Source organism: Pseudomonas sp. P1_F1_2 (assembly GCF_056405815.1).
Genome location: NZ_JBFUBK010000061.1, coordinates 1 through 13,282, shown reverse-complemented (window position 1 = coordinate 13,282; position 13,282 = coordinate 1). Strand labels below are relative to the sequence as shown.

At 61.5% G+C, this 13,282-nt stretch carries 10 protein-coding genes; 6 read left to right on the top strand and 4 right to left on the bottom strand.

The window, feature by feature from the left end:
- Positions 1 to 186: 186 nt before the first annotated feature.
- Positions 187 to 1,185: an NAD(P)H-quinone oxidoreductase gene (locus tag AC1D2P_RS18570; protein ID WP_477758532.1), complete on the bottom strand. Its 999-nt coding sequence runs from the start codon at positions 1,183 to 1,185 to the stop codon at positions 187 to 189.
- Between the two features lie 57 nt (positions 1,186 to 1,242).
- The gene (locus AC1D2P_RS18565) at positions 1,243 to 2,454 is read right to left on the bottom strand and encodes a YbfB/YjiJ family MFS transporter (protein WP_477758531.1); all 1,212 of its coding nucleotides are present in this window, start codon (positions 2,452 to 2,454) and stop codon (positions 1,243 to 1,245) included.
- A 113-nt stretch (positions 2,455 to 2,567) separates the two neighbouring features.
- Here AC1D2P_RS18565 and AC1D2P_RS18560 point away from each other — a divergent pair, with 113 nt between their 5' ends.
- Positions 2,568 to 3,443 (top strand): LysR family transcriptional regulator, encoded by an 876-nt coding sequence (locus AC1D2P_RS18560; protein ID WP_109787791.1) that lies wholly within the window; start codon positions 2,568 to 2,570, stop codon positions 3,441 to 3,443.
- A gap of 162 nt (positions 3,444 to 3,605) precedes the next feature.
- Here the strand turns inward: AC1D2P_RS18560 and AC1D2P_RS18555 are convergent, their stop codons facing one another.
- The gene (locus AC1D2P_RS18555; RefSeq protein WP_109787790.1) at positions 3,606 to 4,328 is read right to left on the bottom strand and encodes a pirin family protein; all 723 of its coding nucleotides are present in this window, start codon (positions 4,326 to 4,328) and stop codon (positions 3,606 to 3,608) included.
- A gap of 335 nt (positions 4,329 to 4,663) precedes the next feature.
- Between AC1D2P_RS18555 and AC1D2P_RS18550 the strand changes: the two genes are divergently transcribed.
- Both AC1D2P_RS18550 and AC1D2P_RS18545 read left to right on the top strand, forming a co-directional pair.
- Entirely contained in the window at positions 4,664 to 5,614 is a 951-nt protein-coding gene (locus AC1D2P_RS18550) for a GlxA family transcriptional regulator (RefSeq protein ID WP_109787789.1), read from the top strand.
- Positions 5,615 to 5,800: 186 nt separating this feature from the next.
- Positions 5,801 to 7,261: an ATP-binding protein gene (locus tag AC1D2P_RS18545; RefSeq protein WP_109787788.1), complete on the top strand. Its 1,461-nt coding sequence runs from the start codon at positions 5,801 to 5,803 to the stop codon at positions 7,259 to 7,261.
- On the opposite strand, the gene AC1D2P_RS18540 is transcribed toward AC1D2P_RS18545, so the two are convergent.
- Positions 7,250 to 10,054, bottom strand: coding sequence for an ATP-binding protein (locus AC1D2P_RS18540; RefSeq protein ID WP_477758530.1), 2,805 nt, complete (start codon positions 10,052 to 10,054; stop codon positions 7,250 to 7,252). The two genes, AC1D2P_RS18545 and AC1D2P_RS18540, sit on opposite strands and share 12 nt — an antisense overlap.
- Before the next feature lie 172 nt (positions 10,055 to 10,226).
- Here AC1D2P_RS18540 and AC1D2P_RS18535 point away from each other — a divergent pair, with 172 nt between their 5' ends.
- From AC1D2P_RS18535 to AC1D2P_RS18525, 3 genes are all read left to right on the top strand, one after another.
- A complete protein-coding gene (locus AC1D2P_RS18535) occupies positions 10,227 to 10,802 on the top strand; it encodes a flavodoxin family protein (RefSeq protein ID WP_109787797.1) in 576 nt (191 codons plus the stop codon).
- A 31-nt stretch (positions 10,803 to 10,833) separates the two neighbouring features.
- Positions 10,834 to 11,658, top strand: coding sequence for an alpha/beta fold hydrolase (locus tag AC1D2P_RS18530; RefSeq protein WP_477758529.1), 825 nt, complete (start codon positions 10,834 to 10,836; stop codon positions 11,656 to 11,658).
- A 72-nt stretch (positions 11,659 to 11,730) separates the two neighbouring features.
- Positions 11,731 to 13,173, top strand: coding sequence for a catalase (locus AC1D2P_RS18525; protein WP_477758528.1), 1,443 nt, complete (start codon positions 11,731 to 11,733; stop codon positions 13,171 to 13,173).
- Positions 13,174 to 13,282 lie beyond the last annotated feature (109 nt).

The following is a 13,282-nucleotide window of genomic DNA, read 5'->3' as shown; positions in this document are numbered from 1 at the left end:
GCAGGAAAGGACGGTTTTTAACAGATGCATGCCGGGGGTGGGAACAATTTCGACGGTCGTATGAAACTGGGTGGTGAATTATAGCGCCACAACGCGGGGCAAGCCCGGCTCCTACAGTGCTCACAAAACCACTGTAGGAGCCGGGTTTGCTCGCGATGGGGCCATCACTGCCTAAACCCATCTCGATCAATCCACCGTCAACACAATCTTGCCCACATGATAACCACCCTCCATCCGCGCATGCGCCAGCGACGCATCGGCAAGCGCATAGACCTTGGCGATCATCGGCAGGCACCGCCCGGCGGCGAGCACTGGCCAGACGTATTCACGCAGTTGCTCGGCAATCGACGCCTTTTCTTCGCGGGTGCGTGAGCGCAACAGGGAGCCGGTAATGATTGCGCGTTTGGCCATGATCGCCAGCAGGTCGACATCCTTGGCATGAGCGCCGCCGAGAAACCCCAGCATCACCAGTCGACCCTCCATGCCCAAGGCGGCGATGTTCGGGTTCAGGTATGAGCCGCCCATGATGTCGAGGATCACGTTCACGCCTTTGCCAGCGGTTTTTTGCGCGATGACGTCGGCAAAATCCTGATCGCGGTAGTTGATCGCCTCAGCCCCCAACTGGCGGATCACCGCACACTTTTCCTCACTGCCGGCAGTGGCGAATGCCTTGACGCCGAACTCGCGACACAGCATCAACGCGGTGGTGCCGATGCCACTGGTGCCGCCGTGAATCAATGCGCGCTGGCCTTTGCTGGCGCCGCCCATGTCGAACAGGTTGGCCCACACCGTGAAAAAGGTTTCCGGGATCGCCGCCGCGTGCACCCAGTCCATCCCTTGCGGGATCGGCAGCGTCTGGCTGGCCGGTACCACGCAATATTGTGCGTAGCCGCCGCCGTTGGTCAGCGCGCAGACCTTATCGCCAACGATAAACTCGCTGACGTCCGTACCGATCGCCACCACTTCGCCGGCCACTTCCAGCCCGGGGATCGGACTCATGCCGGGCTTCATCGGGTACTTGCCGGCGCGCTGGATCACGTCGGGGCGATTGACCCCGGCAGCGTGCACGCGAATCAGCACTTCGCCCGCACCCGGAGTAGGCACCGGCTCCTGGCGCGGTTTCAACACCTCGGGGCCGCCGGGCTCGGTGATTTCAATCAGGGTCATGGTTTGGGGCAATGTCATGTCGAATTCCTGGAACGAAGAAGTCATAAAGTGGGACCGCATCAAGGTGTCGGTGATTCAGTTCAAAGCGGGCAGCAAACCCTCACGACGGTTCAGTAACCGCGTGACGTGTTCCAGCAACAGTGCAACCACAATCGCACCGGCTGCGATGACAAACAACATGGCGTGATGACCGCCGCTGGCGTTAAACAGTGCCGAATAGGCAAACCCGGCGATGGCCTGAAACGTTGCAAACGAAACCGTCGCACGACTCCAGGCCATTTGCTGCTGGTGATGCTGGGGAATCAGTTCGTGAACCCGTGCCAGCGCCAGCGGGACGATGCCCGGCGGGAACGAGCCGATAATCACCGCCAGCAACGCCAAAGCGGTAAAGGAGCTGGAAATCGACAGCAGGCCAACGGCAATCGCCTGCACCACCAGCACCAGCCGAATACTCATCTTCGCGCCCAGTTGATCCGCCAGAAATCCGTAACTCACCGGCCCGATAATCGCGCCAAGGCCATACATCACCCAAATCAGCGCACCGACGTGCGGCCCGGCACCGAGGCCACGAGCCACGTAATCCACCAGGAACACCATGGCTGGCACCAGCCCGGCGGCCATGAGCGCGTATTGAGCGAACAACAGGTAAACGTTCCGGTCAGTGGCTGTCTTGGGTTCCTCGACGGAGGGCGTGACGGCGGTGTGGTGAGTGTCTGACGGCCAGCCGAACCAACTGGCAGCGGTCAGCAACAAGGACAGCAGACCAAGCCCGAACCAGGTCTGTTGCAAGCCGAGGCTCAATAACGGCGGGACAATCGTCCCCGAACCGGCAATGCCCAGGCCAATACCCAGAAAAATCGCACCACTGGCCAGCCCCCGGCGGGATGCCGGGACATGCGGCAAGACGGTGGCGGCCACCAGCACCATGATCGCGCCACCGGCAATGCCCGACAGCAGGCGCCAACCGAAGAACCAACTCACCGACAGGGGAAAGCCACAAGCAAAGAATGACAAGGTCACGGCCACCATCATCAGTCGCAGCGCGGTTTTGTTGGAGGTGCGTTGCGCGACGGGGCGGCCAATCAGGGCGCCAATCAAATAGCCGACCAGATTGGCGGCACCGAGGTAAACCACGTCGCGGGTGGAAAACCAGTGCGCCTGGATCAGCGATGGAATCAGTGGCGTGTACGCGAACCGCGCCAGGCCAATGCTGACCAGGCTGGCGCTGAGGCCGGCGAAGATCGGCAGCCAGATCGCGCTGCGCGGGGGAGTCGATGTGCTGTGCATGAGAAGGGTCCAGTGAGGTGGATGCTGGCCTTCAGCCTATCGCGATTGAGTGATGCAATAACGCAGCGATTTTGCGTTATCGTGATGCGTAATTGCATCGGTAGGGGCGCCGCATGAACTGGGATGACGCACGGGTATTTCTGGCGGTGTGCCGAGAATCGACCCTTCGGGGTGCGGCGCGGGTGCTGGGGGTCGATCAGGCCACGGTGGGCCGGCGCATCACAGCGCTGGAAAAGTCATTGAGTGCCACGTTGTTTCTGCGCACTTCTGAGGGCTATGCACTGACCGCAGTCGGCGAGGCGGCGTTGGCGGCAGTGGAAAAAATGGAGCGCTCGGCGCTGGAACTGCAGCGTCAGATTCAAGGGCTGGACGACCGGTTGACCGGCCTCGTCCGGGTCACCACCACGGATTCGATGGCCATCGACTTCCTGATCCCGGCCATTGCGCGCCTGCATCAGCAGCACCCCGATGTGCGGGTGCAATTGGACGCCTCGACGCAGATCCTGAGCCTATCCAAGCGCGAAGCCGACATCGCTGTGCGCAACACCCGACCGGATAACCCGGACCTGATCGCCCGACGAATTGCCCGCTGGCCGGTGGGGCTGTTTGCGTCCCGGGCGTATGTGCAAGCCAACGGGGTGCCGGAGCCGGGCTCGGCGTTTGAAGGGCATGATCTGGTGGTGTATCAGCCGTACCTGCAAGGCAACAAGGAGATGACGCTGGTGTCGGAACCACTGGCGCGCGGGCGGATTGTGTCGAGCCTGAGTTCCAGCCTGCTGGTGCGTCGCTCCATCGCGGCGGGGATCGGGTTGGGGGAAGTGCCAGTGTACTTGGGGGAGAGGGACGGGCTGGTCAGGCTCTGGCCGGAGCGCACGCGACCGCTGCCGTATGACATCTGGCTGGTGACCCACGCCGACTTGCGGCACACCGCGCGGGTGCGGGCGGTCATTGATGAAATTGTCGCGGGGTTTTCCGGTACGGGAGAGTGACCGCACACAACCTGTAGCAGCTGGCGAAGCCTGCGTCCGGCTGCGAAGCAGTCGTGATTTCAAACGCTGCGGTCTAAATGACAGACCGCATGCGCTGGGTTTACGACTGCTTCGCAGCCGGACGCAGGCTTCGCCAGCGGCTACAGGGATCGTGGGTGACGGTTACGGCATTTCAGGCAGTTCTTGCGGGCGCAGGTCGAACACCAGCACTTCGGCATCCACGCCGTTGTTCAACGTCAGCACCTGCTCATCGCGAACCCGCACGCCGTCGCCTGCCTGCAACGACACACCGTTGAGTTCGACACTGCCACGGGCCACATGCACATAGGCATAGCGGTTGGCGGCCAGCTCAAGCGTGGCGCTTTCCTTGCCATCAATCAGCGCGGCGTACACCCGGGCATCCTGGCGCACTTTCAGCGAGCCCTTGGCGCCGTCCGGGGAAATGATCAGTTGCAGGCGTCCGCGTTTCTTTTGCGTGCTGAAGTGCTCTTGCTGATAACGCGGTTTGGCGCCGCTCACTTCAGGCACGATCCAGATCTGCAGAAAGTGCACGGGGCGTGTTGCCGAGTGGTTGTACTCGCTGTGCGCCACGCCACTGCCGGCGCTCATCAACTGCACGTCACCCGGGCGGATCACCGAACCGGTGCCCAGGGTGTCCTTGTGTTCCAGTGCGCCGTCGAGCACGTAGGAGAAAATCTCCATGTCGCGGTGGGGGTGCTGGCCAAAGCCTTTGCCGGCCGCCACGCGGTCATCGTTGATCACCAACAGATCGGAAAAACCCTGTTCTTTCGGGTTGCGATAGTTGGCGAAGGAAAAGGTATGGAACGACTTCAACCAACCGTGATTGGCCGCGCCGCGATCAGAGGCTTTGCGAAGGGTCAGCATGATGAAATCTCCTGTTGGGACGTTGATTCGTCCGAGTGAGGAGAAGGTTAATGGTTACTGGTTTGTGCAATAAGTAGATGAAAATTGAAATACTGTCTCTTTCAGGTTGACAGTTGTGTGCAAAGGATCACGGACGCCAACGCCACGATTAGCCATAATGCACAGCATCCTTTTAATGCCGTACCCCTAACCCTGTGGGAGTGAGCCTGCTCGCGATAGCGGAGTATCAGTCGACATCAATGTTGACGTTGCCGACGCCATCGCGAGCAGGCACGCTCCTACAGGGACCGGTGTCTGGCCAGTATTCTTTTTTTGACTTCAGTGACTCTTAGCCCATGAAAACCGTAGCTGTAGTGTTGTTCCCGGGCTTCCTCCTGCTCGACATGGCCGGTCCCATGGAGGTGTTTTCCATCGCCAACCGATACCTGGCGCCGGCTGATTGTTACGAGCTGACGACCATCGGCACCGAGGCTGGCGCGCTGCGTGCCTCCAACGGCGTTCGCGTTCAGGCCGATTTGCACATTGATCAGGCGATCGAGGGTTACGACTTGCTGCTGGTGCCGGGCGGTCCCGGTGCCTATAACGAAAAACATCCGCCGTTGCTCGCCTGGCTCAAGGGCGCCGTAAGCCGTGCCGGGCGCTACGGTTCGATCTGCACCGGCGCCTTTGTCCTGGGGCATGCCGGTTTGCTGGACGGTTACCGCGTGACCACCCACTGGCACTACACCGAACGTTTGATCAAAGGCTTTCCCAAGGCCACGGTGGAGACCGATCAAATCTACGTTCAGGACCGCAATCTCATCACCTCCGGCGGCGTGACCGCCGGCATTGACCTGGCGCTGGCGGTCGTGGCCGAAGACCATGGCAAGAAAGTCGCGCAGGACGTGGCTAAAGTGTTGCTGGTGGTGATGAAACGTCAGGGCGGGCAGGCGCAATTCAGCCCATTGATGGCCACGGTCGCCCCGCATGAAACGCCGATTACCCGGGTGCAGAACTATGTACTCGAACACCTGGATGAAGCGTTCAGCATCGAACGCATGGCCAGCCTGGCAACCATGAGTGCGCGGCATTTCACCCGGGTGTTTGCCCGGGAAGTGCAGATGACGCCGATGGAGTTCCTGCAAAACGCGCGCATCGACCACGCCCGCAGCTTGCTGGAAACCTGCGACTCACCGCTCAAGACCGTGGCTTTCAAAAGCGGCTTTGGCAGTGTGCGGCACATGCGTTTCCTGTTCAGTGAAAAACTCGGTTTGACCCCCAGCCAATACCGCGAACAGTTCAGCTAGAGTGTTGTGTCCGTTGCACGCACCCTGATGGCCGTGACGCTCCCTCCGTGGCAGTTGTACCGTCACGCAGGCCTGCCAAGATACCCCCTGAACTCTTTGCGATGGAGGTGCGGGAGCCTGGAGGGCGAGTGCGATGGACGATTGCAGCACGTTAAGCCGGGCCAGGTTTTCAGCACGCGAACGTGCATGAACAGCCTCAGAGATTTAAACAGCGAAGCGGTGCTGCATTTCGGCCCCTACGCGTTTCACCAGCACCAACGGCTGATTCTCGACGGTGAACGGCCGCTGCGCATGGGTGGGCGGGCCCTGGATATTTTGCAGGTGCTGGTCGAGCGTGCCGGGACGGTGGTCAGCAAAGACGAATTGATCGCCCAGGTCTGGCCGACGTCGGTGGTCGAAGAAATCAACCTGCGCGTGCACATCGCCGCGCTGCGCCGCGCCCTTGGCGACGGGCAGAATGGTCAGCGCTATATCGTCAATATTCCCCAGCGCGGGTACAGCTTTGTTGCCCCGGTGCAGCACCTGCCGGCGGGCGCACCCATTGCGATTCAGACCGTTCAGAACGCTCAGCACAACCTGCCTGCGCGGCTCATGCCGGTGACCGGTCGAGACTCGATTGTCGGCAGTCTGGTCCGGCAATTGCCGGTGCGACGCCTGATGACGCTGGTTGGTCCCGCCGGCATCGGTAAAACCACCGTGGCATTGCGCGTTGCCGAGCTGCTGTTGCAGCACTATGAGGACGGCGTCTGGCTGGTGGATCTGTCGACGATTGATGATCCGGCGCAAGTGATTGCCCACCTGGCGCGCACCCTTGAACTGGACGTCGGGGCTACTCTCGAGGTGTTGGCGCAACGCCATACGCTGCTGGTGCTCGACAACTGCGAGCACCTGCTGGAGCGCTGTCGCACATTGGTCGAAAGCTTGCTGGTTGCGGCGCCCCGGCTGTCGATTCTGGCCACTAGCCGTGAACCGCTGCGGGCCTCGGGGGAAACCATCCTGCATCTGCCGCCATTGGCGGTGCCGCCCGCTGGCGCTGTACTCAGTGTCACCGAAGTCATGGGCTATTCAGCCGTGCAACTGTTCGTCAGTCGCGCCCGTGCCCGTCAACAAGGCTTTGCCCTGCGCGAACAAGACCTCATGGCCGTGTGTGAAATTTGCCGCCGGCTCGATGGTTTACCGCTGGCCATTGAACTGGCCGCCGCGCAAATCGATGCATTGGCGCTGGTCGGCTTGCAAGCCCAGCTCGACAACTGTTTCCAGCTACTGACCCAGGGCCGGCGCACCGCCGTTCCCCGGCATCAAACCTTGAAAGCTGCGCTGGACTGGAGCTATGAACAGCTGAGCCCGTTGGAGCAAACGGTGCTGCAACGCCTGGCCGTATTCAAAAAGGCCTTCACCCTGGACGCCGCCATGGGAGTGATCAGTTGTGCGGTGTGGCAACCCGGTCGCTTGATCGAAGCGATGCAACACCTAGCGCTCAAATCGCTGTTGTCGCGGGAGCAGGGCAGTGGGGTGACCCGTTACCGGCTCCTCTACACCACCCGCGCGTACGCCCTGGAAAAGCTCGAACACGGTGGTCAATTGCCCGAAGTCGAAAGGCGCTACACCCGTTACATCAACCGGGCGCGCAAAGTGTCAGGCAGGTAGATGGCGTTGCAACTCGTCGAGTAACCGGCGGACTTTTGTCAGGTCCGGCGTGGAAAAGCCTTCGGTGAATCGCTGGTAAATCGGCTCCAACAGCTCATGGGCTGGCCGATAGCGGCCCTGACGCTGCCAAAGCTGTGCCAGCGAGGTGGCGCTGCGGAGTTCCCAGGCGAGAGCGCCCTGGGTTCTGGCGACATTCAGGGCCCTGATCAGCACGGCCTCGGCGGCCTCGGTTTTCAGCGGGCAATCCTCGGTCAGCAGCGCGCTCGCCCTGGCCCGCAGGATTTCTGCGGTGCTCCAGCCTGCGGTGCCGGTATCTGCTCGCTGCTGCAAGGCGTCATCGACGAAACCGCTGTCCAGCGTGACCATGATGTCCTTGATCAACCCGCTGCCCGGTGGGGGCGGCAAGTGCGCGTGGGTCTGGTCAATCACCTGCGCGTAGTGCCGCGCCCACGTGTGGAACAGCAGCACCGAATGTTTCTGCGCTTGTTCCAGCAGCAGGCGCAGGAGTTCGCGGGCAGTGCGGGTGTCGCCGTTGTAGTGGGCGATCAGGCAACCGGCCAGGGCCAGGGTGTAGCAGATGGAGGTGCCATGGTTGATCTGGATCGCGATGTCCAGTGCCTGCCGGGCGGTGCGCCAGGCCTGTTCCGGTCGGCCCTGCAACCACAGGATGCGCGCCAGAATCGTCAGGGCGGCAACGCTCTGATCGTATTGCACGCCAAAACCATGGGTGAAGCGGTTGAGGTGGCCGCTCTGGGCCATACGCTGGATCACTTGTTCGGCATTCATCCGTGCTTGTTCTTGATCACCCGAAAAATGCAGGGCCAGCACGCGTAAACGGTGTGTGCTCAGCGACAGCACGGTGTCGTCATGTTTGCCCAGCCGTTTGAACTGCAGGCTCTGTTCCAGTGCCATTTGATAGTTGCCGCAACTGAGATTGACCGCCATGTACCCGGACAGCGCTCGTAGTTGACCGGTCAAGTCACCACACTGATTGGCGAGGGCTCTGGCGCCGACGAAGGCGTCGATGGTTTCAGCGGTCCCCCCCTGGAGGTGGTAGCAGGAGGCGCCGAGGGCAAGCTTCAGGTTCATGTGCAGATGACAGCAGGGCTCGGGCGTCGCATCGAGCAATGCCAGCGCCTTGCGCACATAATCGCCGTGCTCCTTGAGCAACGACAGTTCCTGCCAGAGCGGCGTCGACGTTGCGACAAGGCGAATCGCCAGGGCCTGTTGGCGTTGCGTATTCAACCCCCAGTCGAGGGCCGAACGAATGTCTTCCAGGGTCCGGGCATAACGCTCGATCCACAGGCGGGTTGGGATGTGTTCCCAATCGCTCCGGGCCTGATGCATCAAGGCCAGGCAACGTTCGGCATGGCGCACGCGGGTGTCCGGCAAGTCGGCGGCCTGGTCGAGTTTTTCCAGGGCATAGTGGCGCGTGGTGTCGAGCAGGCGGTAGTACACGTCTTCGTCGCCCACTTCCACGCTCAACAGCGATTTGGCCACCAGTTGGGTGATTACGCCAAAGACCCTGTCGGGATCGATGTGTTCGCCGACGATCACCGCCGCCGCTGATTCCAGGGTGAAGCCACCCCGGAATACGCCGAGTCGGCGCAGGCAGGTTTGCTCGCACGCCGTCAACAGGTCGAAGCTCCAGTCGAGCGTAGCGCGCAATGTCTGGTGTCGGCCCAATGCCGGCTGACACCCTTGGGTCAGCAGGCGAAAACTGTCCTGTAGCTGATCCAGCAATCCGCTCAAGCCAAAGTGGCCGACTTGCGCGGCGGCCAGTTCGATGGCCAACGGAATGCCGTCCAGGCGATGGCAGATGTCGACCAGCAACGGTAGGTCTGCATCGCTCAGTTCAAAGCTGTCGTGGCTGGCCATCGCCCGCTCGACAAACAATTGCAGGGCCGAAAACGTCAACGCCTGAGCGCGGTCCAGCACTGCAATGGGTGGCGGACAGTCCAGCGATTCAAGACGCTGAACATATTCGCCTTCAGCCCGCAGGCTTTCGCGACTGGTGGCCAGAATGTGCACCTGCGGCGCGCCACGCAGCAGGGTTTCGCAGAGCACCGCGAGGGTGTCGACCAGGTGTTCGCAGTTGTCGATCACCAGCAACATTTGCCGGTCGCGCAGGAACATCGCCAGGCCGTTCATGGGGTCGGCGTCGGGCAAGGACACCTCCAGCAGCGTCGCCAGATGACTGCTGATCATTCTCGGGTCGTTGATCGGGGCCAGGTCCAGCAAGCGAATGCCGTCCCGGTAGCGTCCGATCAATTGTTCGGCGACGCGCAGGGCCACGGTGGTCTTGCCGATGCCGCCGGGGCCGACGAGGGTGATGAACCGCAGGTGAGCCAATCGCGAGACCAGACTGTCAACCAAGGGTTGGCGACCGATCAGGCGGGTACGGCGCACAGGCAGGTTATGGCCGCTCGGCGCCGGCCCTTGGCGTACAGGCGGTTGTTCGATCAGCTCCAGCGAGAAGGGCGCGACAAAACTGTAGCCGCGTTGTGACACGGTGATGATGTAGCGCTGGCCTGCCTGACCATCGCCGAGGGCTTTGCGCAGCGCCGCCATGTGCACCCGCAGGTTGATGTCTTCCACCACGCTTCTGGGCCAGACCGCCGCGATCAATTGCTGCTTGCTGACCACATTCCCGGCGTGCTCCAGCAGGATCAACAGAATGTCCATGGCACGCTTGCCCAGGCGCAAAGGCTGGTCGGCCTCCATCACCAGACGTTGTCCGGGATAGATCCGGTAAGGGCCGAAATGCACAACCTGTTCAGGGGAAAGGGTCAACGGGTCACTCCTGCCTGCATCCGTCTAGTACGCGGTTTCCGAGCATATTCCTCAGGTTTTCGCGGCAACGCAATGCGCGGCGCGAGTGACTGCGGGGTGTCCGCCCCGACTCGTTTCACTCGACAGCGGCTACAGCGCCTTCAAGGATTCAATTTGTCATAAGGACGCCGGAATGAGCAACGTAGTGGTGGTCTATCACAGCGGCTACGGGCACACCCGCGTCATGGCGCATGCCGTCGCCCAAGGAGTGGAGCGCCACCTGGGCAGCACCTGCCAGTTGATCCCGGTCGAGGAAGTGCAAGACCACTGGGATCAACTGCACCATGCCGACGCCATCATCTTCGGCGCTCCGACTTACATGGGCAGCGCTTCGGCGCCGTTCAAAGGGTTCATGGAGGCCACCGCGGCGTTTTACCTGGCCCAACCCTGGCGCGACAAACTGGCCGCCGGGTTCACCAACTCCGGCAGCCTGTGCGGCGACAAACTCAACACCTTGCTGCAGATGGCGGTATTCGCCGCCCAGCACTCAATGATCTGGGTCGGTCTCGACCTGCTGCCGGCGCGCTCCGGCACCGGCGTGTTCGATGGGCAGATGAATCGCCTGGGCAGCTCGCTGGGGGCCATGTCCCAGTCGAATGTCGAACAACCTCCCGAGCTGGCCCCGCCGCCCGAAGATCGCTGCACCGCCGCGCACCTGGGCGAGCGCGTTGCACGGCTGGCCGCACGCATGAATTCCTCACCGCTTTGATACACCCCGACACTCACCAAGGAGCAATCGCATGAGCACGTTCATCACTCGAGACGGCACCGAGATTTATTACAAGGATTGGGGCACCGGTCAGCCCATCGTCTTCAGCCACGGCTGGCCGTTGAACGCTGACAGTTGGGAGTCGCAGATGTTGTTCCTGGCCTCCAAAGGTTACCGGGTCATCGCCCATGACCGCCGTGGTCACGGGCGCTCCAGCCAGCCGTGGACCGGCAACGACATGGACACCTACGCCGACGACCTGGCGCAATTGATCGAGTTGCTGGACCTGCAAAACGCCGTGCTGTTCGGTTTCTCCACCGGGGGTGGTGAAGTGGCGCGCTACATCGGTCGCCACGGAACGGGCCGGGTGGCCAAGGCCGGGCTGATTTCTTCGGTGCCGCCGCTGATGCTCAAGACCGAAGCCAACCCCGGTGGCCTGCCGATCGAGGTGTTTGACGGCATTCGCCAGGCATCGCTGGTCGACCGTTCGCAGCTGTACATCGACCTCGCCAGCGGCCCGTTCTTCGGTTTCAACAAACCAGGCGCGAAGCCGTCACAGGGCATGATCGACTGGTTCTGGATGCAAGGCATGACCTCCGGCCACAAGAACGCCTACGACTGCATCAAGGCTTTTTCCGAAACCGACTTCACCGAAGACCTGAAGAAATTCGACGTGCCGACCCTGGTGGTGCACGGCGATGCGGACCAGGTGGTGCCGATTGAAGCGGCGGGCATTGCCTCGGCAAAACTGGTCAAGGGATCTACGCTCAAGGTCTACCCGGGCGCCCCCCATGGCTTGACGGATACCCACAAGGATCAGCTCAACACTGATTTGTTGGCGTTTCTCAAGGGTTGATGTCCCCGGCGCGGGCGTAGATCCGCGCCGGTTTTCGCTCCTGATGAGCAGCAATCCATCGAGTACATGATCATGAAAAAGCTGACCAACGCCACCGGCGCCCCGGTGGTCAATAACCTTAATATCCAGACCGCCGGCCCCCGCGGCCCGGTACTCCTGCAAGACATCTGGTTGTTGGAAAAACTCGCCCACTTCGACCGCGAGGTCATCCCCGAACGCCGCATGCATGCCAAGGGCGCTGGCGCCTACGGCACATTTACCGTCACCCATGACATCAGTGACTACACCAAGGCCAGTATCTTCAGTGCCGTGGGCAAGCAAACACCGCTGTTCGTGCGTTTTTCCTCGGTGGCCGGCGAGCGCGGCGCAGCGGATGCCGAGCGTGACATCCGGGGTTTTGCGGTGAAGTTCTACACCGACGAAGGCAACTGGGACATCGTCGGCAACAACACGCCGGTGTTCTTCTTCCGCGATCCGCTGCGTTTTGCGGACCTTAATCATGTGGTCAAGCGCGATCCGCGTACCGGCTTGCGTAACGCCACCAGCAACTGGGATTTCTGGAGCCTGCTGCCCGAGGCGCTGCACCAGGTGACCATCGTGATGAGTGATCGCGGGATTCCCACCAGCTTTCGCCATATGCACGGCTTTGGCAGTCACACCTTCAGCCTGATCAACCGCGACAACAAACGGGTGTGGGTGAAGTTTCATTTTGTCTGTCAGCAAGGCATCGAGAACCTCTCGGATGCCGAGGCGCAAGCGGTGGTCGGCAGGGACCGCGAAAGCAATCTGCGCGACCTGTATGAAGTCATCGAACAGGGCAATTTTCCGCGCTGGAAACTGTGCATCCAGGTGATGGAAGAAGAGCAGGCCAACACGTACCGGCACAACCCGTTCGACCTGACCAAGGTGTGGCCTCACGGCGAGTTTCCGCTGATCGAGGTCGGCATCATGGAGCTCAATCGCAACGCCGAGAACCACTTCGCCGAAATCGAACAAGCGGCGTTTTCGCCAGCCAACGTGGTGCCGGGCGTGAGTTTTTCGCCCGACCGCATGCTCCAGGCGCGGCTGTTTTCCTATGGTGATGCCCAACGCTATCGCCTCGGTGTGAATTTCAATCACATCCCGGTCAACGCACCGCGCTCCCCGGCGAACAGCTACCACCGCGACGGCGCCATGCGCACCGATGGCAACCTCGGTGGCACTGCCAGTTACTTCCCCAACAGCGTGGGCGAGTGGCAGGATTCGCCAGAGCTGGCCGATCCGCCGCTGCCAGTGGAAGGCTTCGCCCAGCACTATGACCATCGGCTGGAAAATGACCACTACGAGCAACCGGGGAACCTGTTCCGGTTGCTGGACCCGGTGCGCAAGCAGTTGCTGTTTGACAACACCGCGCGGGCCATGAATGGCGTGCCACGGGCGATTCGTCAGCGCCATATCGAGAACTGCACCAAGGCAGATCCGGCGTATGGGTTCGGCGTGGCTGAGGCGTTGGAACGTCTGGTCCCGCTGGGTTAACCCTGTAGCAGCTAGTTCGGCTTGTAGCAGCTGTCGAGCTTGCGTTCGGCTTGTAGCAGCTGTCGAGCTTGCGAGGCTGCGTCCGGCTGCGAAGCAGTCGTAAAATCAG